Raw genomic sequence first — 18,946 nt, 5'->3', positions numbered from 1 at the left:
AGGCCAGGTCGGAGGCGGCAAGGAAGCACGCCATCGACACCATCAGGCCTTCACCAACCGGGTTCGACGGAGGAAACTTCGAATCGGCTGCGGCCGATGCGGCGCGGAATAGTTCGCATGAAATACCCCTGGACAGTACGCTTCTCGAAATGGCAGCAGTTGTTCGGCGGCCGAAAGCGGGGATGCGCGGATGATCGCGTCCCCAGAACACACCAGCATCTGGAGTTACATCCTTGGGTACGCCACAGTCCCGTACGGACACCCCGACCTGTCCGGTCGTCCACGGCTCGCCGATGGCTTCCGAAGGTCCGAGGGTGCCGCTGTACTCGTCGGAATTCGCCTCGGATCCACACCGTGCTTACGACGAAATGCGAAGACAGTACGGCTCTTTGGCTCCGGTTGAGCTGGCGCCGGGCGTGCCGGCCACGTTGGTGGTCGGGTATGACACCGCGCTGCGGATCCTGAACGATCCCGAGCGCTTCCCTGTCGATCCGCGCACCTGGCAGAAGAACATCCCGGCCGACTGCCCCATCCTGCCGCTTATGGAGTGGCGTCCCACCGGGAGTCGAAGCGACGGAGCGGCCCTCCTGCGCTACCGGCAAGCACTCACCATGAGTATCGACGCGGTAGATCTGTATGCCCTCGATGCCACCGTGGAGAAGATCGCCACCCCGCTGGTCAACACCTTTTGCCAGGCCGGTGCAGCCGATCTGATCAGTCAGTACGCGTTCCCGCTTGCATTCGCGGTCATCGATTCCCTGCTCGGCTGCCCGCCGGAGATCGGACAGCGGGTCGCCGCAGGCATGGCCGCGATATTCGAGGGGGTCGATGCCGAGGCCGGCAACAAGATGACCGCCGAGGCGCTGCTGGAACTGCTGGCCCTCAAACGGACCCATCCTGGCAACGACATCACCTCGCTACTGCTGCGGCATCCGGCCGAACTCGATGAACTGGAGATGATCCACCAGCTGAACGCCGTCTACGGCGCCGGGATCGAACTGGAACAGAACCTGATCGGCAACACCCTGCTGCTGATCCTCACCGACGAACGCTTCGGCGGAAGTGTCGTCGGCGGGAACCTGTCCACCCGCGACGCTCTGGACGAAGTCTTGTTCAACAACCCGCCGCTGGCAAACCTCCTCACCACCTACCCCCGTCAGCCGATCCTCATCGACGACGTCTGGCTGCCCGCGCACCAGCCGATCCTCATCAGCATGGCCGGCTGCAACAACGACCCCGCGATCCGGACCGAGAATCGCACAGGCAATCGCTCGCATCTGGCGTGGGGCATCGGCCCACACGCTTGCCCTGCGCAGTCGCTGGCCTACCTGATCGCTCAGCACGCGATCGATCAGCTTCTCGATGCGCTGCCCGAGATCCGGCTGGCCATACCGGCCGACGCAGTGGCCTGGAGGCCTGGTCCCTTCCACCGTTCTTTGGTGGCTCTGCCGGTCACCTTTCCCCCCTCTGCTCCGTTGAACGAGTACTGAGAATCTCGCAATCTCCCACGCGCGGACGGCGATCCAGGCATCAGACCGCCATTCGTGCTTTCCAGGTGATCGCTAGCTCAGCTATGCTGCAACGAGTTCGGCTTCTGGCCCGAGACGGTACGCGGCTGTCGTCTGAATCATTCACTGGCAGAGGGGGACAGAGGTTTGGCGGGGGAATCGTCCTCACTGTCGGTCGAGACCGATGAAGTCAAGGCATTGGGGCGCTTGGCATTCGATGTCGCCACCCAGTGCCGTGACGGCTACTCGGCGCTGGAGACGGATGTTCGGGACATGCTGGAGAGCTGGACCGGAAACAACTCCGGCGCCTTTACGGCTGGCTGGGAGGAGTTTCACCAGGGAGCGGTGCAGGTGTGGGATGCGCTGTTCGAGTTGGCGGAGAAGCTGGGGATCACCGCCGACACCGTTCGCGGGACCGACCAAGCTTTCGCCACCGGCGTGAGCTCGTTGGACCTGCCCTGACCGAGGACAGGCACCTGATGGCAGACGCGCAAGCTTTCTCGGTCGATCTCGACAAACTCGATAACTTGGCCGCCCGAATCCGGGGTTTCGCCGGCTTGCTTTCCGATCAGCTCGCAGCAATCGACCAGAAAGCCAAGGAAGTCGACGCGGCCTCGTCCGGGGCCGTGATGGTGGCCTACCGCGAAGCACACGACGAATGGCTGGTCGGCGCCACCGATATCAAGGAAGGGCTCACGGCCTTGGAAGAGGCTGTGCGACTGGCTCATGAGGGCTACACCGGCGCTGTGGCCGAGAGTCTGCGGATCCTCGGCATATGACCCTGGCCGTCGATCCGAAGGCCTATTACCAAGCGGCCACCAACTGTTTCGACGCCGCGTCGGCGCTGCGTGACAGCTTTGTCTACATCTTCGCGGAACTGTCCGGATGCGGATCGATGGCAGGCGTGGACGAGAACGGTCAAGAATGGGCGCGCTCGTACAACACGTCCGCCTACGAGGCGGTGGGGTTCTTCGAGGATGTCCACTCTACGTTGTACGCATACGGCAGCGCCCTCAACGAGATCGGCTTCACGCACGCTCAAGCCGACGCCTCGCTGAAGGGCGCGCCACAACCGGATCGGCCAACAGATCCGGGAATGCCTGTCTTCGGGCCATTCTCGGTCCCAGCCTCGGCGGGCGGCCCCGGGCAAGGACTCATCGACAGCGGCATCAATATCGTCAGCCACATAGGCATACCGGTTCCCGATGGCGACACCGGAAAACTAACCAAGGCGGCCGACGCCTGGGACCGGCTCGGCACCATCTACCAGAACACGAACGCCCGCGACAAAATCACCATCGCCGCAGGGCTGTTCGACACCGTCACCGCCGACGACGCGTCCTACATCCGAGACGATCTCAAATCCCTGGCGAACTCCATCGATCAACTGCTGACCGCTTGCAAGCAGATCAGCCAGTCCTGCATCGAATACCGCGACGCGCTGAACGAACTCCGCGCCGAGATCAGGACCTTCTTAGAAGGTCTCGCCAAGGATCTCGCCATCGACGCCGCAATCACCATCGGCCTCTCGCTGATAAGCTTCGGCGCCGGCGCGGTCACCGCCGCCAAGGCCGTCCACACGCTCCAGCAATGGGCCGGGAAGATCAAAGACGGCATCATCGCGTGGCGAGCCCGCAAGGCGCTCCAGATCGCGGGTCTCGAGCAGGAGGCAAAGGACGCGGTTGTCAAAGCCAGGAAAGTGGTTACCGACCTGCGCGATCGGCTGCGCGGGAAACGCAGCGGCGATGTTAACAGCGCCCCTAAACCACAGCCGAAGGCCATTGTCGACGAGAAGAAGTTCGACTATCTTTTTGGTAGGGCGGCGGAGGATGAGCACAACTCGCCGAGGTCGTTGCAAAATCTTTCGCAGTTGAATCGTGTGGGGGTATTCGATAACCAGGCTGGTCGGGATCTGCTCAATCGTCATTTCGACGAGGTTGTCAGTACCGACAACAATATTGCTCGCACTTTCTCCAATGAGTATGGGAACTTTCAGGTGCGAGAGTCCCTGTTCGTGGGACCGAACGGTATTCTGAAGTTCGAAACGACATGGCAAGTCACGCCGGAGGGCTTGCGCTTGACGACTGTGATCCCTAAGGGTGGAGGAGCATAATGCCTGACCATGAGTTCGTTGAGCCGGAGGAATCCGACTTCCTGGAGGCGTTCGGAGCGGAACGTGTCGCAATTCCGGGAACGACTGCTTCTTTTGTTGTCAACATCGATGCCGACGACCGGAACAAGCTGGAATTATCGTACGACGTAATTGCCCGATCCGTTCGCGTCCGGTGGATTCAGGATTCGGTGCTTCTCACCGATCTATTTCGCGAGCAGGTGAATCGGATTGCGGTCGAAGGAAGCGGGATCATCAGAATATCCACGAGAGGAGCCGATCTGGCTGGGGAACTAACTGTAGAGGTGTACCCCATCCGGATCAGTGACGTGTTCCTGGCCCGCTGAATGTTTTCTCGCCCTAACGTTCGTGTTTTTGGCACGAGAAAGAGGGATGTGCGCCCGGCCTGGCTGGATGAGCCACGATTACGGAAGGGTGTTGGCATCTGCTGTCGGCATTTGAAGAATCCAATTCACCCTGGGGATGTCAGGCGTGATGCTGCGCGAACGTTTGGTCAGCTGCTTCCCGACCAAGCAGCGTCCAGCAGGCTAGTCGCGTTGCTGGATGACGAAGATTCCGCCGTCGAGCAAGAGGCAGCCGAGGCGCTTGTACTACAAGGTGGACGGCAGGCGACTGTACTGGCTCGGTCCAAAAGCAACGACAATGCGACGAGATTCGTTGCATTACTCGAACTCGGCCGGAATATCATCTCGGCACCTGGATTGCGATGCCGGGCTCGAACTGCCCTCAGGGGCGGTCGAATTCGCCGTCTTTGGCTCCGGCCAGGAAGGCGTCCCAGTCGCCGGGGGTGAACACCAGTGCCGTGCGGGTTGGGTTCTTGGAGTCGCGCACGCCGACCGTGCCGCCATCCAGGTGTGCGACCTCTACGCACTGGCCGTTGGACGCGCTGAAGCTGCTCTTGAACCAGCTTGCCCCGGATAGGTCAACGGTCAACGGTCACCGCCATAACTCCTTGCTACCCGGTCAGGCGCAGGACGGAGGCGAGCTTTTGAGCGTCTGGTCGCACGGTAGCGCCACCGTGCTCTACTAGGTCGGGCACAGCTGACCGAGCGAACAGCGAGAAGCCGAAGGTGTCGGGAGATTCCTTGTGCGCCTTGGTAAGTAGCGACACGGCAGCCGGAGATTCGTCCCGCATATGGTGTGCGCGGGCGATTTCGGCGGTGTGGAAGCTGCGCCTCGTCGCTGAGGGCATCGTGGTCAAGTCGACTTTGCCGGCCTGCTGGATCGCGTAACCGGGATGCATCAAATCGGCCTGAATGGTGATCATGTATGCGTCGACCATGGGCCGGCCGAAGATCAGCCATGGGTGGTGGTACTCGTCGCCGAGGGCACGTGCCGCCCTGTCGGCTTCGTCCCAGTACCGAAGGGCATCGCCTTCGCGTCCGACCTTCGCGTACGACAGCGCCATCGCGAGCCTGAGCAAACCCCAGAGCGCCAAGTCGTTGCCCGCCTTGTCCGGGCTGAGCAGACCGGAAACCTCATGTGCGAGCGCGACACGGGCATCGTGCTGCTCGCCAGCGTCCCGGTAGACGTGATTGACATACCAAGCCGCAGCGGCCATGGCGTACGGGTCGTCGGCATCCTGCGCGGCGGTCATCGCGCGGTCGCCGGACATCAATACCAACGACGCGGGCGGTTGAAACGACAGATAGAGCTGAGTGAGGTGGTAGACCTGCGACAGCGTGGAGAGCGCCTTCCGCCGCTCGTTCCCGTCAAGCTGACGTACGGCGATCCGGGTATCTCGCAGTAGGTCGGGCAGGACCGTCGCCACGGCCGAACGCTGGTACGCGGCTCCGTGCCACAGGGTCCACGCCTGTCGGGTGCGAGCCGCCAGCGCTCCGGGAGAAAGATCGGGATTGTCGCCGCTCGCCGCTACTGGATAGGACGCCAACGCCTCGGTGACCTTCGCGAGAGCGGGATGCACAGTCTTGCCGTAGCTTGCCCGCAAGAGCGCTTGCTCGCCCGTCAACTCCTTCAGGTCGTTGATATCGAGGATATCCGCCAGCCGGATCAGCATCGGAAGACGTGGTTGCTGAAGTCGCCCGTTCTCGACTGCTTTCACCCAGCTCGCGGAACGCCCCGCGAGTTCCCCCAGAACAGCACGGGTCATCCCGGCCTGCTCGCGCAGCCGCCGCAATCGCTGACCGAACTCGTGATGAACCATGCCGGGCTCTCCCTAAGCCGTTGGCCGAATGAAGGTTTCGCTGCTCACGCTACTCGGGCGACGTCAACTCCGGGGTTCGAAAAGGGACACGATCTGTGCCTCTGCGGTTGCTTCGCGTGAGTCAACCTCAGGTACAGCCCCGGCGCCCGGTCGAGTACTCGAACTCCCGGGCGCCGGGCGCTACCCAACCACACCACATAGCGTCAAGGGGGTTCAGCGAATGTCCGAACTTGCGGTTGTCCTGGTCGTCATGGCTGCGGTCGCCGGGGTATTGATGTTGCTCTTTTGGGTGTTGCCGTGGTTGATCGACCTGGGCGGCGAGCCGGATGAGTCGGTACCGGCGAGCGAGATCATTCGGCGGGTCGAAGACGAGCAGCGATGACGGGGCCGCATGGTTGGGTCGGACTGCGGCACGCTGAGCTGCGCCTGCCCGGCACTCGCGTTTTCTTCGACATCTTCAACGCTCGTACCGAGCCCAGTGACGCGACGATGGTGGCGGCTGTGGGGCTGCTCGGAGTGTGACCGATGAGTCGTCGGCTCGCGGATCTGATGGACCTGCATATCCGGGCGATCGACCGGCACATCGAGGACCGGATTGCGGCGGCACGCCTGCACGGCTACCAGCCCGGCCCGGATCTCCACGAGATGCCCTATTCCTACGGCGAGATTGAGCCTGCTCACCGCTGACTTCGTGCGATGCCGACGTGAAGAGCGGCAACCCGGAACCGCTGTAGCGGGATCTGGTCAAAGGGCGGCTCATCGGGGGTAGTCGTAGCATCGGTCGAATTCGGGCGGATATGGCGGAACTGCTTGCTACGGGTGGCCGCGTTCGAGGTGGCGGTAGATGGTCTTGCGGGAGATGTTCCGAGACGTCGGCGAGCCTGCCCAGTCGGCGACCCCACGACACGATCCTTACCGCACCTAAGGTGGTCTTGCGCCCCGACCTACGGCTGGTGACACGATTCCCCCATTCGAAAACGTGTTCTATCATCGGTTCCGTCGACGACTGATGGGCGAAAAGGAGTGGTCGAATTGGCTGATGAACAGGTGGACCCGACGGTGGACGAAGACGCGTACGAAGACCCGTACGATGTCAACTTGGAGGAACCCGTCATCGACTCTGCTGTGCCGGTGACTTGGCAGGACTTCGCCGAGGATGCCCGGACAGGGCAGTCCGCCACAATCATTGGGGGAGTCGGGAGCGTCACTCTCCCGGGGGCGGCCCGCTTCACCGGGTAGACATCGTCACTCGTATCGGATCGCCACGCCGCCCGCCTCGGGCGGGATTCGACCTGCTGCACTTTCTCTGGGTAACGGCCCGTGGAGTCCAGATTTCCGAAATCCGGCGCTAAGAGTTCGGTCCTCGGCGGTTGTAAACGGCAGCGGCCAACTCGATGGCCAATCGGATCTCGTGCCGCACTTCGGTGACAGCCTCGGGTTCGATCAGCCCGCCGTCCTTCGTCGTCTTCCATGGGGCACGAGGCAGCACAGCGTTTCCTTCTGCTGGTTCGAGAGGACCCATTGGTCGGGTATCGGCGATATCGACTGACGGGCGAAGTCAGAACTCCAGGTCGGACCAAGGGATGCGGATGGGGAACGGGAAGTCGATGGTGATGGCGTCGGAATCCTTGGGCGACCACTTACCGGTCAGGAGGTAGTTGACCGGGTACAGCGGGTGGACGCCGGGTGGGAGCTCGCCGTGAGTGGCCTCCAGTGCGTAGGCGCGAACCATCGCGATGGCGCTCTTCTCGCTCTCCAGCGTCACTTCCCAGTACCAAGGGATGCCCGCCTTGGCGTAACGCGCTTGCTTGTCGTACATGTCGGTCTGCGTGTTCGACGGAGAGAGAACCTCGCCGACCAGCAGGACATCGGCCGCGCGAACATCCTGGTAGGGGCGCGGGAGGCGCCGGTGCACCAGGAAATCCGGCGTGACGAAGTCGGACTTTCCGGATGTGCCGAAGAAGATGTTCGTTTCCGTGTGGACCCTCCAGCACTGATCCGGGTCCGCAGCCATTTTCTCGCGGGCGCACCGGCGCAATCCACTCCACAGCAAGTTGGTGAATTCCTGATGCTCGGCTGGACCACGTCGTAGCCACACGACGCGCCCGTTCCACAGTTCGATCTGCCCGGCGATCTCCTCGGGCAGTTGCTCGAGCTCCTCCCAGGTCATGTACTCCGGGAGGTCGGGGCGTTGGATGCGCGGACTCGACATGGCCCAATGGTAGGTCAATCGACGGCTGTTTCCGCTGGTCATGAGCCGGGCAAGAAGAAGTCCCCGCAGGACCCCGATTTTGTCCTGGTGACGCCCTTGCCTACACTAGAGCGGTTGCCTGGGCATCTCCATGTCCGTATGCGTGCGCTCGGGCGATACATACCTCCTCCGGTCGGCAAGTGTCGGCCGGACCATCCGAATTGTCGTAGGCCCACCGCCGCAGATGCCGATGTGCATGGCGGCGCTGTATGGGAACCGCGGCGAGAAAGGTGTCTAGGTCGAACCATGACCATGACTGATCCGATCGCAGACTTTCTGACACGTCTGCGCAACGCCAACTCGGCGTACCACGATCAGGTGAAGGCTCCGCACTCGAAGCTCAAGGCGAACATCGCCGAGATCCTCAAGCGCGAGGGCTACATCGCCGATTACCGGACCGAGGACGCACAGGTGGGCAAGACGCTCATCGTCGACCTCAAGTACGGCCCGAGCCGTGAGCGCAGCCTCGCCGGCGTGCGCCGTGTCTCCAAGCCCGGTCTGCGCGTGTACGCGAAATCCACCAACCTGCCCAAGGTGCTCGGCGGCCTCGGCGTGGCGATCATCTCCACGTCCTCCGGCTTGCTGACCGACAAGCAGGCGGCCAAGCAGGGCGTGGGCGGCGAAGTCCTCGCTTACGTCTGGTAAGGGAGGTCAGGACAAATGTCGCGTATTGGTAAGAAGCCCATCGCCATCCCGGCTGGTGTCGATGTCACCATCAACGGCCAGGACGTCTCGGTGAAGGGGCCCAAGGGCACCCTGTCGCTGACCGTCGCCGAGCCGATCACCATCGCCAAGGAGGACGGCCAGCTCCAGGTCGGCCGTCCGGACGACGAGCGCCGCAGCCGCGCGCTGCACGGCCTGACCCGCACCCTCGTGTCGAACATGATCGTCGGTGTGACCCAGGGCTACGAGAAGAAGATGGAAATCTTCGGCGTCGGTTACCGCGTCGCGCTGAAGGGCCAGAACCTCGAGTTCGCCCTCGGCTACAGCCACCCGGTGCCCATCGAGGCGCCCGAGGGCATCACTTTCGCGGTGGAATCGCCCACCAAGTTCTCGGTGTCCGGAATCGACAAGCAGAAGGTCGGCCAGATTTCGGCGGTCATCCACGGCCTGCGCAAGCCCGACCCGTACAAGGGCAAGGGCATCCGCTACGCCGGCGAGGTCGTTCGCCGCAAGGTCGGAAAGACGGGTAAGTGATCATGGCGCAAACCGAAAACCAGAAGGCCAAGCGCATTCCGCGCGGCAAGGACGTGTCCACCACGCGTCGTCTGTCGAAGACGCGCCGTCACTTCCGTCTGCGCAAGAAGGTCCAGGGCACCACCGAGCGTCCGCGCTTGGTGGTCAACCGCTCCTCGCGGCACCTGCACGCGCAGCTGGTGGACGACTCGATCGGCAAGACCATCGCCGCAGCGTCGACCATCGAGGCCGATGTGCGCGCGGTGGACGGCGACAAGTCGGCCAAGAGCAAGAAGGTCGGCGAGCTGCTCGCCGAGCGTGCCAAGGCCGCCGGTGTCGAGGCCGTCGTGTTCGACCGTGGTGGCCACGACTACCACGGCCGGATCGCCGCACTGGCCGACGCCGCTCGCGAAGGTGGGTTGAAATTCTGATGATCGTGACCAACAAGAACGGAAGGAACGTCTGATGCCGGGACGTCAGAGGCGTGACGGCGGAAGCGGACCCGCCGGACAGAATGGCAGCGCCCCCGAGGGCGGCCGCGGCGACCGTCGCGGTGGCGGCGACCGTCGTGGTGGCGGTGACCGCCGCGAGAGTGCCGCCGAGAAGAACCAGCTCGAGCGGGTCGTCGCGATCAACCGCGTCTCCAAGGTCGTGAAGGGTGGCCGGCGCTTCAGCTTCACCGCCCTGGTGATCGTCGGTGACGGCAACGGTCTGGTCGGCGTCGGCTACGGCAAGGCCAAGGAAGTTCCCGCGGCCATCCAGAAGGGTGTCGAGGAGGCTCGCAAGAACTTCTTCCGCGTCCCGATGATCGGCTCCACGATCACCCACCCGGTTCAGGGTGAGGCGGCGGCCGGTGTCGTCATGCTGCGTCCGGCCTCGCCGGGTACCGGTGTGATCGCCGGTGGCGCGGCTCGTGCCGTGCTGGAATGCGCCGGTATCCATGACATTCTGGCGAAGTCGCTCGGTAGCGACAACGCCATCAACGTCGTGCACGCGACTGTTACTGCCCTCAAGCAGCTGCAGCGTCCGGAAGAGGTCGCGGCTCGCCGTGGCCTGCCGCTCGAGGACGTCGCTCCTGCCGGCATGCTGCGTGCGCGCGCTCAGGCTGCCGGAGGTGTCAAGTAATGGCAGATCTCAAGGTGACCCAGATCAAGAGTTCGATCGGCGCCAAGAAGAATCAGCGGGACAGTCTGCGGACGCTCGGTCTGCGTGGCATTCACAAGACCGTGGTCCGTGAGGACAACGCCCAGAACCGCGGGCTGATCAACGTCGTGCGCCACCTCGTGACCGTTGAGGAGGTCTGACATGACCATCAAGTTGCATCACCTGCGTCCGGCTCCCGGCGCCAAGACCGAGAAGATCCGGGTGGGTCGCGGTGAGGGCTCCAAGGGCAAGACCGCGGGCCGTGGTACCAAGGGCACCAAGGCGCGCAAGAACGTGCCTGCCGCCTTCGAGGGTGGGCAGATGCCGATTCACATGCGGCTGCCCAAGCTCAAGGGCTTCACGAACCCGTTCCGCACGGAATACCAGGTCGTGAACGTCGGCGCCATCGCCAAGCTGTTCCCCGAGGGTGGCGAGGTCGGCAAGGCCGAGCTCGTGGCCGCCGGCGCGGTTCGGAAGAACCGGCTGGTCAAGGTCCTCGGCGATGGTGAGATCGGCGTCGCGGTCCAGGTGACCGTGGACAAGGTCACCGGCGCGGCGAAGGAGAAGATCACCGCCGCCGGTGGCACCGTCACCGAGCTGGGCTGACGGTACTCTGCAAGTAGTGGCACCGGACGAGTGAAGGCTCGTCCGGTGCCACTGTTAGAGTTCAATTGTTGTCTGCCAAGCCTCGTCATGGGTTTTCGGCGTCCCTCCTGTGCTAGCAGGGACTGGATAATTGCTGAATAACCCATGTCATGACCATGTCGTTCGCGCCAGGAGGATCAGTGCTTTCCGCCTTCGTATCGGCCTTCCGGACCCCGGACTTACGGCGGAAGATTCTCTTCACGCTGGGGTTGGTCGCGTTGTACCGCGTAGGCGCCGCGCTGCCGTCCCCCGGCGTCGACTATCAGGCGGTCCAGGAGTGCATCGACCTGGTCTCCGGCGGTGAATCCGCCGGTATCTACCAGCTGATCAACCTGTTCTCCGGTGGTGCGCTGCTGCAGCTGTCGGTCTTCGCGATCGGCATCATGCCCTACATCACCGCGAGCATCATCATCCAGCTGCTCACCGTCGTCATCCCGCGGTTCGAGGAACTGCGCAAGGAAGGCCAAGCAGGCCAGACCAAGATGACGCAGTACACCCGGTACCTGTCGATCGCGCTGGCGATCCTGCAGGCAACGGGTCTGGTCGCGCTGGCGGCCCGCGGTCAGCTGCTGCAAGGCTGCCAGCAGGACATTCTCGCCGACACCAGCATCTTCGGCATGATCATCATCGTGCTCGTGATGACCGCGGGCGCGGCGCTGGTGATGTGGTTCGGCGAGCAGATCACCGAGCGCGGCATCGGCAACGGCATGTCGCTGCTGATCTTCGCCGGTATCGCCGCGCGCATCCCGACCGAGGGCAAGGCCATCCTGGACAGCCGGGGCGGGTTGGTTTTCGGCCTGGTGTGTGTCGCCGCGCTGGCGATCGTCACCGCCGTGATCTTCGTCGAGCAGGGTCAGCGCAGGATTCCGGTCCAGTACGCCAAGCGCGTGGTGGGACGGAAGATGTACGGCGGCTCCTCGACCTACCTGCCGTTGAAGGTGAACCAGGCGGGCGTCATCCCGGTCATCTTCGCGTCGTCGCTGCTGTATCTGCCCAACCTCGTGGCGCAGCTGACCTCGTCGCAGAACGATCCGGATCCGAGCTGGTGGCAGGACATCATCCAGAAATACCTGGTGAATCCGAGCAACCCGGTCTACATCGCGATCTACTTCGGTCTGATCGTGTTCTTCACCTACTTCTACGTCGCGATCACCTTCAACCCGGAGGAGCGCGCCGACGAGATGAAGAAGTTCGGCGGCTTCATTCCGGGCTATCGCCCTGGCAAGCCGACCGCCGACTATCTCAACTTCGTCCTGAGCCGTATCACCCTCCCCGGCTCGATCTATCTCGGTCTGGTCGCGGTGCTGCCGAACGTGTTCCTCGACATCGGTTCCGCCGGTGGCGTGCAGAACCTCCCGTTCGGCGGTACCGCGGTGCTGATCATGGTGAGCGTTGGTTTGGACACCGTGAAGCAGATCGAGAGCCAGCTGATGAATCGAAATTACGAAGGGTTCCTCAAGTGAGAGTTGTACTGCTCGGTCCGCCGGGCGCCGGCAAAGGCACCCAGGCTGTCCTGCTGTCGGAGAAGCTGGGCGTTCCGCACATCTCCACCGGGGACCTGTTCCGTGCGAATATCAGCCAGCAGACGCCGCTGGGTCGTGAAGCACAGAAGTACATGGACGCGGGCGATCTGGTGCCCAGCGACGTGACCAACCGGATGGTCGAGGCGCGGGTCAACGAGCCCGACGCCGCGAACGGTTTCGTGCTCGACGGCTACCCGCGCACGGTCGACCAGGCCGACGCGCTGGAGAAGATCCTCAAGGACATGGACACCAAGCTCGACGCGGTGCTGTGCTTCGTCGTGCCGGAGGACACGGTGGTCGAGCGGATGCTCGCCCGCGGCCGCGCCGACGACAACGAAGACGTGATCCGCAACCGGCTGCGGGTGTACCGCGAGGAGACCGAGCCCCTGCTGGAGCACTACGACGGCCTGGTCGTCTCGGTGGACGGCGTCGGCGAGGTCGACGACGTCAACACGCGCGCATTGCGCGCGCTCGGCCACTGATGCCGCTCACGATGGAGCGCTGAGGCCGCATGGTCTTCCACCGTAAGAAGAAGGTCGTGCCGTTCCGGACGGCTGGTGAACTGGATGCCATGGCGGCCGCCGGCGCGATCGTCGGTCAGGCCTTGATCGCCGTGCGTGCGGCCGCCAAGCCCGGAGTATCCACCCTGGAACTGGACGAGGTCGCCGAGCAGGTGATCCGGGACGCGGGCGCGGTGCCGTCGTTCAAGGGCTACCACGGTTTTCCCGCGTCCATCTGCGCGTCGGTGAACGACCGTGTGGTGCACGGGATTCCGACCGGCGAGGAGATTCTCGCCGAGGGTGACCTGGTGTCCATCGACTGCGGAGCGATCCTCGACGGCTGGCACGGTGATTCGGCCTGGACCTTCGGCGTCGGCACGATCATCGAGGCCGACCGGTTGCTCAGCGAGGCGACCAAGTTGTCCATGGAGGCCGGAATCGCGGCGATGGTGCCCGGTAACCGGCTGACCGACGTCTCGCACGCCATCGAACTGGGCACCCGCGCAGCCGAGAAGGAGCACGGGCGGGCCTACGGCATCGTCGACGGTTACGGTGGGCACGCCATCGGCCGGGAAATGCACCTCGATCCCTTCCTCGCCAACGAAGGTGAGCCGGGCAAGGGCCCGAAGCTGGTGGTGGGGTCGGTTCTCGCGATCGAGCCGATGCTCACGCTCGGCACCACCCAGACCAAGGTGCTCGACGACGACTGGACCGTGGTCACCGTGGACGGCAGTCGTGCGGCACATTGGGAGCACACCGTCGCCGTCACCGAGGACGGGCCGCGGATCCTGACGCTGCGTCCGGAATAGCGCCCGGCCGTCGCCTGTCGGACGTCCCGATTCGGTGACGCTGCGCGGCGAGGATCCGAGCCGCACCGACGCCAGTCATCCTGGTCGATCTCGCCGCGTGCGCGGTATCGGCACCATGCGCCGACCGCGACCAGACGATACCCAGCTCGCGCTGGATCGGTGACGTCGTTCCTTGCACCCGCGTCCTGTGCGTCCGACCGAAGCGGTATGCCCGCGGCGGTGCCGGTGCGGGATGTGTTCCTCCTTCGTGCCGAACCTGTCCTGAACGATGCCGTCAGCGTATGGCCGGTCCGGTGCGGGGTACGTGAGTAGATCGCTACTCGAATTCGCCTGGGGCACCACGCGGTTCGATTCGGTGCGGCCGGTGCATCGGGCCGCGGGCAGCGGCGGAAACCGCCCTGGAGTGCATATTTCGTATGCGTAGGTAGCGAGTCCGCCGATGGCGCACAGCGGCGTCCCACCCTACGGATGGGACGCCGTGGCGGAACCTAAGAGGCGCCCGGTAGTCGACGGACGCCCGCGCAGACCTCGGCGGCCAGGTCGTCGTAGCCGACGGCCAGTTCGGCCAAGCGCTGCCAGGCGTCCCAGAGGTCCCATTCCGAGGAACTGGTCAGCGCCGCGTAGGCGTGCGCGGTGAGCTGGGCGAGCCGGTCGATCACCGCGCCCATGGTTTCGGTGTGCACGTGCGCCGCGCCGTGCGCGGGCGGCAGCTGCACGGTGATCCAGCGGTCGATATCGCGAACCAGGCTGGCGCGCAACGCGTCGATCTCGTTCAACGACTCGCATCCCGCGCTGAGCCTGCGCTCGTGCAACGTGGTGAGCTCATGTGCACAGCGCAGCAGCGGGTTGCCTTCCTGCAGTTCACCTCGGCATGCTTGCAGCACCTGGTGCTTCGCGGGCAGGGCGCCGGTCGTCATCGCTTCCCCGCTCTCGCGCAGGACCGGATGGCCTCGACGATGGACGAGCCGGAGGGGCGGAAAGCGTTGCGGGGGGCGACGATCCAGTGCCGATACCGCGCGTTGGCATCGTCGGGCGAGGGCAGTGCGATCTCGCCGCCGCTGGGCACGATCGAGACGTTGTGGCGGAACAGCTCAGCGAACAGCCGAACGTCGTCGGATAGATCGGGACGGGTCAGGAAGGTCCATCGTTTGGACCGTTCGTAGCAGATGATCGGACCCAGTCCGATTCGGCGGTCGGTGAGATCATCGCGAACTCTGCGGCCGAGTGTGGCGGGCATCGTGATCGCGCCGACGAATCCGGCGCGGACGGTGATTCGGCCGATCTCCGGATGGACTCCGGCGGGCAGGTCGCAAGTGTGTCGATAGTAGGCGCATCGGGCGGTCGGGGTATCCGCCAACGCCAGCTGATCCATGGGGCCCTCGGGTAACTTCGTGTGACTTTTTCTGAGCGGCCCGGTCGGTGATGTGGCAGCAGTGCTGTGATCCGTTTCACCATTGGGCGCTGTCTCAGTAGAGCACTCCATGGAAGGGGATAAACATTCCGTTCAATTAGTTCGCGAGAAATTCGTTCTTCTACTGGTTACCGGTAGTTTCGGTAATTAGTATGGTTCGGCGCGAAGGCCCGGGTTCACGTCGGCTTACGTAATACCTGGTCAGGTGACCTGCGCGGTACCGGAGTCCGGACCTCCGGAACTTTTTTTCACGGCTATCCGGTCGACGCGCCCGTACTGTGCACATCGGCCCGACCGCGCGGTCTGCTCGGCCCGGCGCTCAGGGTGTCGTGCGGAAGAACAGCACGCGGTCGCCGTGTTCGGACAACGGCGTGTTGACACTGATCTGGCGCAGGCCGCTGTCGGGCAGATAGGTGAGGTTGGCGAATACCTTCGTGTTGCCGAAGGCCGCGCGCAGTTTGCTCTCGGTCGCCCGGTCGGGGTTGTAGAGGGCCAGCGTCTCGAAGTCCAATGGCGCGAGCGGCTTGTCGAGCGGACCCTGTCCGGCTGGACGGCCGAGCGCGGCGTACTGGGTGGCCGCGCCGTGCTCGTACCAGCACAGCTCGTAGGCCACGTTTTCGGTGACCGTGATGGCCGCCACCGGCCAGTCCTGGGAGAGGCGCAATGCCAGTGGATGTTTCGCCACCGGAGTGAGCTCCCAGTTCAGGCTCATGACCGTCACCCAGCCGCCGTAGGGCTGATCGATCAGCACGATGTCGTCGCCGAGGGTGGTCGAGGTGTTCAGCTCTGGTTCGCCGATCTTCCACTTCGACTCGTGCTGACCGAGGTAACTCTCGCGATCGAGGGGGTAGGCGTCATCGATGGCGTATGCCGCGATGATCGCGGCGCGCACCTGGGAGATGGCATCCCGTTCGGGGCAGTAGACGCTCAGCGCACCGAAGGTCGCGCCGATATGCACCGGCATCGACGGCTGATCCGGCTCCGTGCCGGGTGCGAGCGGTCGCAGGCCGACCAGGGCCAGCTTCCAGTTGATCTCTTCGACGGTGGACAGATCGCCGGAGGACTTGAACATGACCTGCTGCTGGGTAAGCCTCCCGGCCTGCTCCAGGGTGCGGCAGTTCAGCTCGACCAGCGCCCGGTGCGACTTCGGGGTGAGATCGAGGTCCTGGATGCCGCACGCGCGCAATCGGATCGACATGGTGGTCGAGGTGAGCGCGGCGTACCGCTCGCGATACATGGCGATGGCCTGCTTACGCGAACGACCGATCATGAGCGTCCGCAGCAATGTGCTGAGGCTGGCCAGGTACTTGCCGGACAGTTCGGGGTTCGCCGCGGCCAGGCCGGCGCGAATGCGTGCCGCCTCCTCGGTGGCCGCGACCGCTGCGTCCTGGTCCAGCCGACCCAGCCATACGCCGCACTTGGACAATCCGTCCGCGCATGGACCCGCGACTTCCGGATGTGCTCGCGCCACTTGACGGTAGACGTCGCAGGCCCGGCGGATCGTCGTGGTCGCGAGTTCCCGGCGGCCACTGTGCCGGGCCGCCTGCTCGAAGGAGCGCAGCGCGTCGTTCAGCTCACCGGCCAGGCGCGCGGTCAGCACCTGGCCCCGGGACAGCAGGCGCAGGCGGATCGCCACCGCTTCCTCGGCGGGCGCCAGCGCCTCCCTGGTCCGGTCGCGCACCGACCCGTTGGTCTTCGTGGCGATCAAACCCTTGGCGAGTTCGCCGAGAGAGGTGGCCAGACGCAGCTCGGAATCGACCGAACGGTCGAGTGCCGCATACCGATCCGCCGCGATCTGGCGCTCCAACGCGTCCAGATCCATCGCGCTCCTCGTTTCCAGCATGATCCTCCGCCGCCGCGCGACATCCGCGCACACATCCTTCTGTGCACCGAGTTTGTCATGGTTGCCGCCCGCGCGCACCTGTATCCGGCCGGGCCGATCGGGTCGGACGGCGTGTGGCCACCCGTGTGGTCGCCGCTGCCGGGTGAGGCGGCATGATCGAGCTTTGTGCGAGCCCTTCTGCAGCGTGTGAGTTCGGCGCAGGTGACCGTCGACGACCAGGTGGTCGGTCGCATCGACCCGGTGGCCGACGGCATTCCGCACGGCTTGGTCGCCCTGGTCGGCGTGACGCATTCCGACACCGAAGCCACCGCGAAGGCGTTGGCCGACAAGGTATGGCGGTTGCGCATCCTCGACGGGGAGCGATCGGCCGCGGATCTGCGGGCCCCGATTCTGGTGGTCAGTCAGTTCACGCTGTACGCGGACACCACCAAGGGCAGGCGCCCGTCCTGGTCGGCGGCCGCGCCCGGCGCCGTCGCCGAACCGCTCGTCGAAGCTTTCGCGCGGGCGCTGCGCGAGCTGGGCGCCACCGTGGCCACCGGGCGGTTCGGAGCGCATATGCACATCGATCTGGTGAACGATGGCCCGGTCACCCTGATGGTGGAGATATGAAGGGTCGCCGGGCTCGCGAAGCGCCCTGGTGAGTTGCTGTGTCGTAGGCGATTCGGCGCCACGTGACAGCGGACACCTTCCAGCTACCTACCTGTGACGGCGGGAAGCGCCCGGCCGCATGAGGATGTCTGCTCGGGGAGGCGGCGGGCGGGTGGGGGATCATCAAAACCGCACGGCCATACCGCAATTCAACGTGCCCATCGCTAGGTGTACATCGCCGTCGCATGTAACTGACGTGGCACTTTCCGTTCATGTCCGGGCCACGGGTGAGTTGCTCTCGGCTGTCATCGTCGAAGGCATCCGAGTCCAACGGAGGGGGCATGCCCGCCCCGCGTGAGCGCAGGAGGAGCGACGCAATGGCGGAGAGGATCGAACTCGACCCCGACCTGCTGCGGCAGGCCGCGCAGAAGACCAGCCACGTCCGCGACCGCATCAACTCCGTGATGTCCACTTTGCAGACCTCACTGGCCGGTCGCGGAGCGCCGTGGGGCAACGACAAGATAGGCGACAACTTCTACAACGGGCCCAACGGCAACGACGGCTACCAGGCCTCACGCAAGAATCTGACCACGAACGCGACGAACATGTCGACCACGTTCGGCAACTTCTCCACCAACCAGGCCCGGACCGCCGACTATCTGGAGCGTCAGGACCGCCGCAACGCCGACGGTTTCCGTCGCTGATCGGCGAGACGGCACCGACGATGACGAACGAACTCGCCAAGGCGGAGATGGCCGCGCTGCTGGAGGATGTCCAGGAGCAGCTGCGCACCGTCGCCAAGGTGCAGCAGGAGCGCGCCCAGCTGGTCGGCAGCGCCTCGGCGCGCGGAAAACGGGTGACCGTGTTCGTGAACGCGGACGGCACGGTCATCGAGACGCGGTTCGGGCCCGGCATCGAAGATCTGAGCTATGCGGAGATCGCCAAGGCGATCACCGAGGCCGCGCAAGCGGCGGCCGTGGATGTCGCGCGCAAGGGACAGCAGTTGATGGCGCCGCTGCACGATCGACGGGCTCGGCTGCCGAAGCTGTCGGATCTGATCGAGGACATGCCGGACCTCGCAAGTCAGATCCCGCAACCGCCGAAAGCGTCCACGGCGCCGCCGGAAGCGGCCGAGCGGCAGGCGCGTGCCGCGGGGGCGGAGGACGGCAGCACCGCAATGCAATTCAGCAATGTGGAGGCCTACGACCACCACGGGGCCACGGACCGCGGAGTCACCGATTCCAGCTGGTGATC

Annotated in this window: 26 protein-coding genes; 20 read left to right on the top strand and 6 right to left on the bottom strand. The window is 64.5% G+C overall.

The genetic code is table 11. From position 1 onward, the window contains the following. The first annotated feature begins 293 nt into the window (after nt 1-293). The 5 genes from ACWPXK_RS23820 to ACWPXK_RS23800 all read left to right on the top strand — a co-directional run bounded on the left by ACWPXK_RS23820 (nt 294) and on the right by ACWPXK_RS23800 (nt 3,965). Complete coding sequence (locus tag ACWPXK_RS23820; RefSeq protein ID WP_454198405.1) at nt 294-1,490, top strand: cytochrome P450; 1,197 nt, start codon at nt 294-296, stop codon at nt 1,488-1,490. A gap of 165 nt (nt 1,491-1,655) precedes the next feature. After that, nucleotides 1,656-1,970: a WXG100 family type VII secretion target gene (locus tag ACWPXK_RS23815; RefSeq protein ID WP_454198404.1), complete on the top strand. Its 315-nt coding sequence runs from the start codon at nt 1,656-1,658 to the stop codon at nt 1,968-1,970. Nucleotides 1,971-1,987: 17 nt separating this feature from the next. Then, a complete protein-coding gene (locus tag ACWPXK_RS23810; protein ID WP_454198403.1) occupies nt 1,988-2,287 on the top strand; it encodes a WXG100 family type VII secretion target in 300 nt (99 codons plus the stop codon). Then, nucleotides 2,284-3,621, top strand: a complete 1,338-nt coding sequence (locus ACWPXK_RS23805; RefSeq protein WP_454198402.1) for a WXG100-like domain-containing protein — start codon at nt 2,284-2,286, stop codon at nt 3,619-3,621. The genes ACWPXK_RS23810 and ACWPXK_RS23805 overlap by 4 nt, the downstream gene beginning before the upstream one ends. Further along, entirely contained in the window at nt 3,621-3,965 is a 345-nt protein-coding gene (locus ACWPXK_RS23800; protein WP_454198401.1) for a hypothetical protein, read from the top strand. The genes ACWPXK_RS23805 and ACWPXK_RS23800 overlap by 1 nt, the downstream gene beginning before the upstream one ends. Nucleotides 3,966-4,365: 400 nt before the next feature. On the opposite strand, the gene ACWPXK_RS23795 is transcribed toward ACWPXK_RS23800, so the two are convergent. Then, on the bottom strand, nt 4,366-4,572 hold the full coding sequence (locus tag ACWPXK_RS23795; protein ID WP_454198400.1) for a DUF397 domain-containing protein: 207 nt from the start codon (nt 4,570-4,572) through the stop codon (nt 4,366-4,368). Nucleotides 4,573-4,594: 22 nt separating this feature from the next. Beyond that, nucleotides 4,595-5,803 (bottom strand): helix-turn-helix domain-containing protein, encoded by a 1,209-nt coding sequence (locus tag ACWPXK_RS23790; RefSeq protein WP_454198399.1) that lies wholly within the window; start codon nt 5,801-5,803, stop codon nt 4,595-4,597. A 220-nt stretch (nt 5,804-6,023) separates the two neighbouring features. On the opposite strand from ACWPXK_RS23790, the gene ACWPXK_RS23785 reads away from it, so the two are divergent. The 3 genes from ACWPXK_RS23785 to ACWPXK_RS23775 are packed head-to-tail and all read left to right on the top strand — an operon-like array spanning nt 6,024 to nt 6,490. Continuing rightward, complete coding sequence (locus ACWPXK_RS23785; protein WP_454198398.1) at nt 6,024-6,185, top strand: hypothetical protein; 162 nt, start codon at nt 6,024-6,026, stop codon at nt 6,183-6,185. Then, complete coding sequence (locus tag ACWPXK_RS23780; RefSeq protein WP_454198397.1) at nt 6,182-6,325, top strand: hypothetical protein; 144 nt, start codon at nt 6,182-6,184, stop codon at nt 6,323-6,325. Before ACWPXK_RS23785 ends, ACWPXK_RS23780 begins: the two co-directional genes overlap by 4 nt. Before the next feature lie 3 nt (nt 6,326-6,328). Then, nucleotides 6,329-6,490 (top strand): hypothetical protein, encoded by a 162-nt coding sequence (locus ACWPXK_RS23775; protein WP_454198396.1) that lies wholly within the window; start codon nt 6,329-6,331, stop codon nt 6,488-6,490. An 871-nt stretch (nt 6,491-7,361) separates the two neighbouring features. Here the strand turns inward: ACWPXK_RS23775 and ACWPXK_RS23770 are convergent. Beyond that, nucleotides 7,362-8,015 (bottom strand): Uma2 family endonuclease, encoded by a 654-nt coding sequence (locus ACWPXK_RS23770; RefSeq protein ID WP_454198395.1) that lies wholly within the window; start codon nt 8,013-8,015, stop codon nt 7,362-7,364. A 285-nt stretch (nt 8,016-8,300) separates the two neighbouring features. Between ACWPXK_RS23770 and rpsH the strand changes: the two genes are divergently transcribed. The 9 genes from rpsH (at nt 8,301) to map (ending at nt 13,850) form a co-directional block, all read left to right on the top strand. Beyond that, nucleotides 8,301-8,699 carry a 30S ribosomal protein S8 gene (gene rpsH / locus ACWPXK_RS23765; RefSeq protein WP_039795549.1) on the top strand — a complete coding sequence of 133 codons (399 nt, stop codon included), beginning with the start codon at nt 8,301-8,303 and terminating at the stop codon, nt 8,697-8,699. A gap of 15 nt (nt 8,700-8,714) precedes the next feature. Further along, the gene (gene rplF / locus ACWPXK_RS23760) at nt 8,715-9,251 is read left to right on the top strand and encodes a 50S ribosomal protein L6 (protein ID WP_454198394.1); all 537 of its coding nucleotides are present in this window, start codon (nt 8,715-8,717) and stop codon (nt 9,249-9,251) included. Nucleotides 9,252-9,253: 2 nt separating this feature from the next. Then, a complete protein-coding gene (gene rplR / locus ACWPXK_RS23755; protein WP_454198393.1) occupies nt 9,254-9,661 on the top strand; it encodes a 50S ribosomal protein L18 in 408 nt (135 codons plus the stop codon). A 34-nt stretch (nt 9,662-9,695) separates the two neighbouring features. Further along, nucleotides 9,696-10,355, top strand: coding sequence for a 30S ribosomal protein S5 (gene rpsE / locus ACWPXK_RS23750; protein WP_040774339.1), 660 nt, complete (start codon nt 9,696-9,698; stop codon nt 10,353-10,355). Next, entirely contained in the window at nt 10,355-10,534 is a 180-nt protein-coding gene (gene rpmD, locus ACWPXK_RS23745; protein WP_454198392.1) for a 50S ribosomal protein L30, read from the top strand. Before rpsE ends, rpmD begins: the two co-directional genes overlap by 1 nt. Nucleotide 10,535: 1 nt before the next feature. Next, nucleotides 10,536-10,979, top strand: a complete 444-nt coding sequence (gene rplO, locus ACWPXK_RS23740; protein WP_364329728.1) for a 50S ribosomal protein L15 — start codon at nt 10,536-10,538, stop codon at nt 10,977-10,979. A gap of 179 nt (nt 10,980-11,158) precedes the next feature. Beyond that, the gene (secY, locus tag ACWPXK_RS23735) at nt 11,159-12,481 is read left to right on the top strand and encodes a preprotein translocase subunit SecY (protein WP_454198391.1); all 1,323 of its coding nucleotides are present in this window, start codon (nt 11,159-11,161) and stop codon (nt 12,479-12,481) included. Continuing rightward, nucleotides 12,478-13,023: an adenylate kinase gene (locus ACWPXK_RS23730; RefSeq protein ID WP_195129002.1), complete on the top strand. Its 546-nt coding sequence runs from the start codon at nt 12,478-12,480 to the stop codon at nt 13,021-13,023. Before secY ends, ACWPXK_RS23730 begins: the two co-directional genes overlap by 4 nt. Nucleotides 13,024-13,052: 29 nt before the next feature. Continuing rightward, nucleotides 13,053-13,850, top strand: coding sequence for a type I methionyl aminopeptidase (gene map, locus ACWPXK_RS23725; protein WP_454198390.1), 798 nt, complete (start codon nt 13,053-13,055; stop codon nt 13,848-13,850). Between the two features lie 488 nt (nt 13,851-14,338). On the opposite strand, the gene ACWPXK_RS23720 is transcribed toward map, so the two are convergent. From ACWPXK_RS23720 to ACWPXK_RS23710, 3 genes are all read right to left on the bottom strand, one after another. Further along, nucleotides 14,339-14,767: a DUF4254 domain-containing protein gene (locus tag ACWPXK_RS23720; protein WP_454198389.1), complete on the bottom strand. Its 429-nt coding sequence runs from the start codon at nt 14,765-14,767 to the stop codon at nt 14,339-14,341. Then, nucleotides 14,764-15,222, bottom strand: a complete 459-nt coding sequence (locus ACWPXK_RS23715) for a DNA-directed RNA polymerase subunit beta (RefSeq protein ID WP_454198388.1) — start codon at nt 15,220-15,222, stop codon at nt 14,764-14,766. Before ACWPXK_RS23715 ends, ACWPXK_RS23720 begins: the two co-directional genes overlap by 4 nt. A 358-nt stretch (nt 15,223-15,580) precedes the next feature. Continuing rightward, on the bottom strand, nt 15,581-17,104 hold the full coding sequence (locus ACWPXK_RS23710; RefSeq protein WP_454198387.1) for a hypothetical protein: 1,524 nt from the start codon (nt 17,102-17,104) through the stop codon (nt 15,581-15,583). Nucleotides 17,105-17,269: 165 nt separating this feature from the next. Between ACWPXK_RS23710 and dtd the strand changes: the two genes are divergently transcribed. From dtd to ACWPXK_RS23695, 3 genes are all read left to right on the top strand, one after another. Beyond that, nucleotides 17,270-17,713: a D-aminoacyl-tRNA deacylase gene (dtd, locus tag ACWPXK_RS23705; protein ID WP_454198386.1), complete on the top strand. Its 444-nt coding sequence runs from the start codon at nt 17,270-17,272 to the stop codon at nt 17,711-17,713. 356 nt (nt 17,714-18,069) lie between these two features. Then, nucleotides 18,070-18,396 carry a WXG100 family type VII secretion target gene (locus tag ACWPXK_RS23700; RefSeq protein WP_454198385.1) on the top strand — a complete coding sequence of 109 codons (327 nt, stop codon included), beginning with the start codon at nt 18,070-18,072 and terminating at the stop codon, nt 18,394-18,396. 20 nt (nt 18,397-18,416) lie between these two features. Continuing rightward, a complete protein-coding gene (locus tag ACWPXK_RS23695) occupies nt 18,417-18,944 on the top strand; it encodes a YbaB/EbfC family nucleoid-associated protein (RefSeq protein WP_454198384.1) in 528 nt (175 codons plus the stop codon). Nucleotides 18,945-18,946 lie beyond the last annotated feature (2 nt).

The sequence above is a fragment of the Nocardia sp. Marseille-Q1738 genome, assembly GCF_965283145.1.
The sequence above is the reverse complement of the archived record's forward strand: the minus strand, read 5'-3'. Positions and strand labels throughout refer to the sequence as shown.

What these genes read in the sequence shown, in the direction of transcription:
- rpsE (WP_040774339.1), top strand. Translation starts at nt 9,696, where the DNA reads ATGCCGGGACGTCAGAGGCGTGACGGCGGAAGCGGACCCGCCGGACAG.
- ACWPXK_RS23720 (WP_454198389.1), bottom strand. Translation starts at nt 14,767, where the DNA reads ATGACGACCGGCGCCCTGCCCGCGAAGCACCAGGTGCTGCAAGCATGC.
- rplF (WP_454198394.1), top strand. Translation starts at nt 8,715, where the DNA reads ATGTCGCGTATTGGTAAGAAGCCCATCGCCATCCCGGCTGGTGTCGAT.
- ACWPXK_RS23700 (WP_454198385.1), top strand. Translation starts at nt 18,070, where the DNA reads ATGGCGGAGAGGATCGAACTCGACCCCGACCTGCTGCGGCAGGCCGCG.
- ACWPXK_RS23770 (WP_454198395.1), bottom strand. Translation starts at nt 8,015, where the DNA reads ATGTCGAGTCCGCGCATCCAACGCCCCGACCTCCCGGAGTACATGACC.
- ACWPXK_RS23695 (WP_454198384.1), top strand. Translation starts at nt 18,417, where the DNA reads ATGACGAACGAACTCGCCAAGGCGGAGATGGCCGCGCTGCTGGAGGAT.
- rpsH (WP_039795549.1), top strand. Translation starts at nt 8,301, where the DNA reads ATGACCATGACTGATCCGATCGCAGACTTTCTGACACGTCTGCGCAAC.
- ACWPXK_RS23715 (WP_454198388.1), bottom strand. Translation starts at nt 15,222, where the DNA reads ATGGATCAGCTGGCGTTGGCGGATACCCCGACCGCCCGATGCGCCTAC.
- rplO (WP_364329728.1), top strand. Translation starts at nt 10,536, where the DNA reads ATGACCATCAAGTTGCATCACCTGCGTCCGGCTCCCGGCGCCAAGACC.
- ACWPXK_RS23820 (WP_454198405.1), top strand. Translation starts at nt 294, where the DNA reads ATGGCTTCCGAAGGTCCGAGGGTGCCGCTGTACTCGTCGGAATTCGCC.
- ACWPXK_RS23785 (WP_454198398.1), top strand. Translation starts at nt 6,024, where the DNA reads ATGTCCGAACTTGCGGTTGTCCTGGTCGTCATGGCTGCGGTCGCCGGG.
- ACWPXK_RS23710 (WP_454198387.1), bottom strand. Translation starts at nt 17,104, where the DNA reads ATGCTGGAAACGAGGAGCGCGATGGATCTGGACGCGTTGGAGCGCCAG.
- ACWPXK_RS23810 (WP_454198403.1), top strand. Translation starts at nt 1,988, where the DNA reads ATGGCAGACGCGCAAGCTTTCTCGGTCGATCTCGACAAACTCGATAAC.
- map (WP_454198390.1), top strand. Translation starts at nt 13,053, where the DNA reads ATGGTCTTCCACCGTAAGAAGAAGGTCGTGCCGTTCCGGACGGCTGGT.
- ACWPXK_RS23805 (WP_454198402.1), top strand. Translation starts at nt 2,284, where the DNA reads ATGACCCTGGCCGTCGATCCGAAGGCCTATTACCAAGCGGCCACCAAC.
- ACWPXK_RS23775 (WP_454198396.1), top strand. Translation starts at nt 6,329, where the DNA reads ATGAGTCGTCGGCTCGCGGATCTGATGGACCTGCATATCCGGGCGATC.
- rplR (WP_454198393.1), top strand. Translation starts at nt 9,254, where the DNA reads ATGGCGCAAACCGAAAACCAGAAGGCCAAGCGCATTCCGCGCGGCAAG.
- rpmD (WP_454198392.1), top strand. Translation starts at nt 10,355, where the DNA reads ATGGCAGATCTCAAGGTGACCCAGATCAAGAGTTCGATCGGCGCCAAG.
- ACWPXK_RS23790 (WP_454198399.1), bottom strand. Translation starts at nt 5,803, where the DNA reads ATGGTTCATCACGAGTTCGGTCAGCGATTGCGGCGGCTGCGCGAGCAG.
- ACWPXK_RS23780 (WP_454198397.1), top strand. Translation starts at nt 6,182, where the DNA reads ATGACGGGGCCGCATGGTTGGGTCGGACTGCGGCACGCTGAGCTGCGC.
- ACWPXK_RS23800 (WP_454198401.1), top strand. Translation starts at nt 3,621, where the DNA reads ATGCCTGACCATGAGTTCGTTGAGCCGGAGGAATCCGACTTCCTGGAG.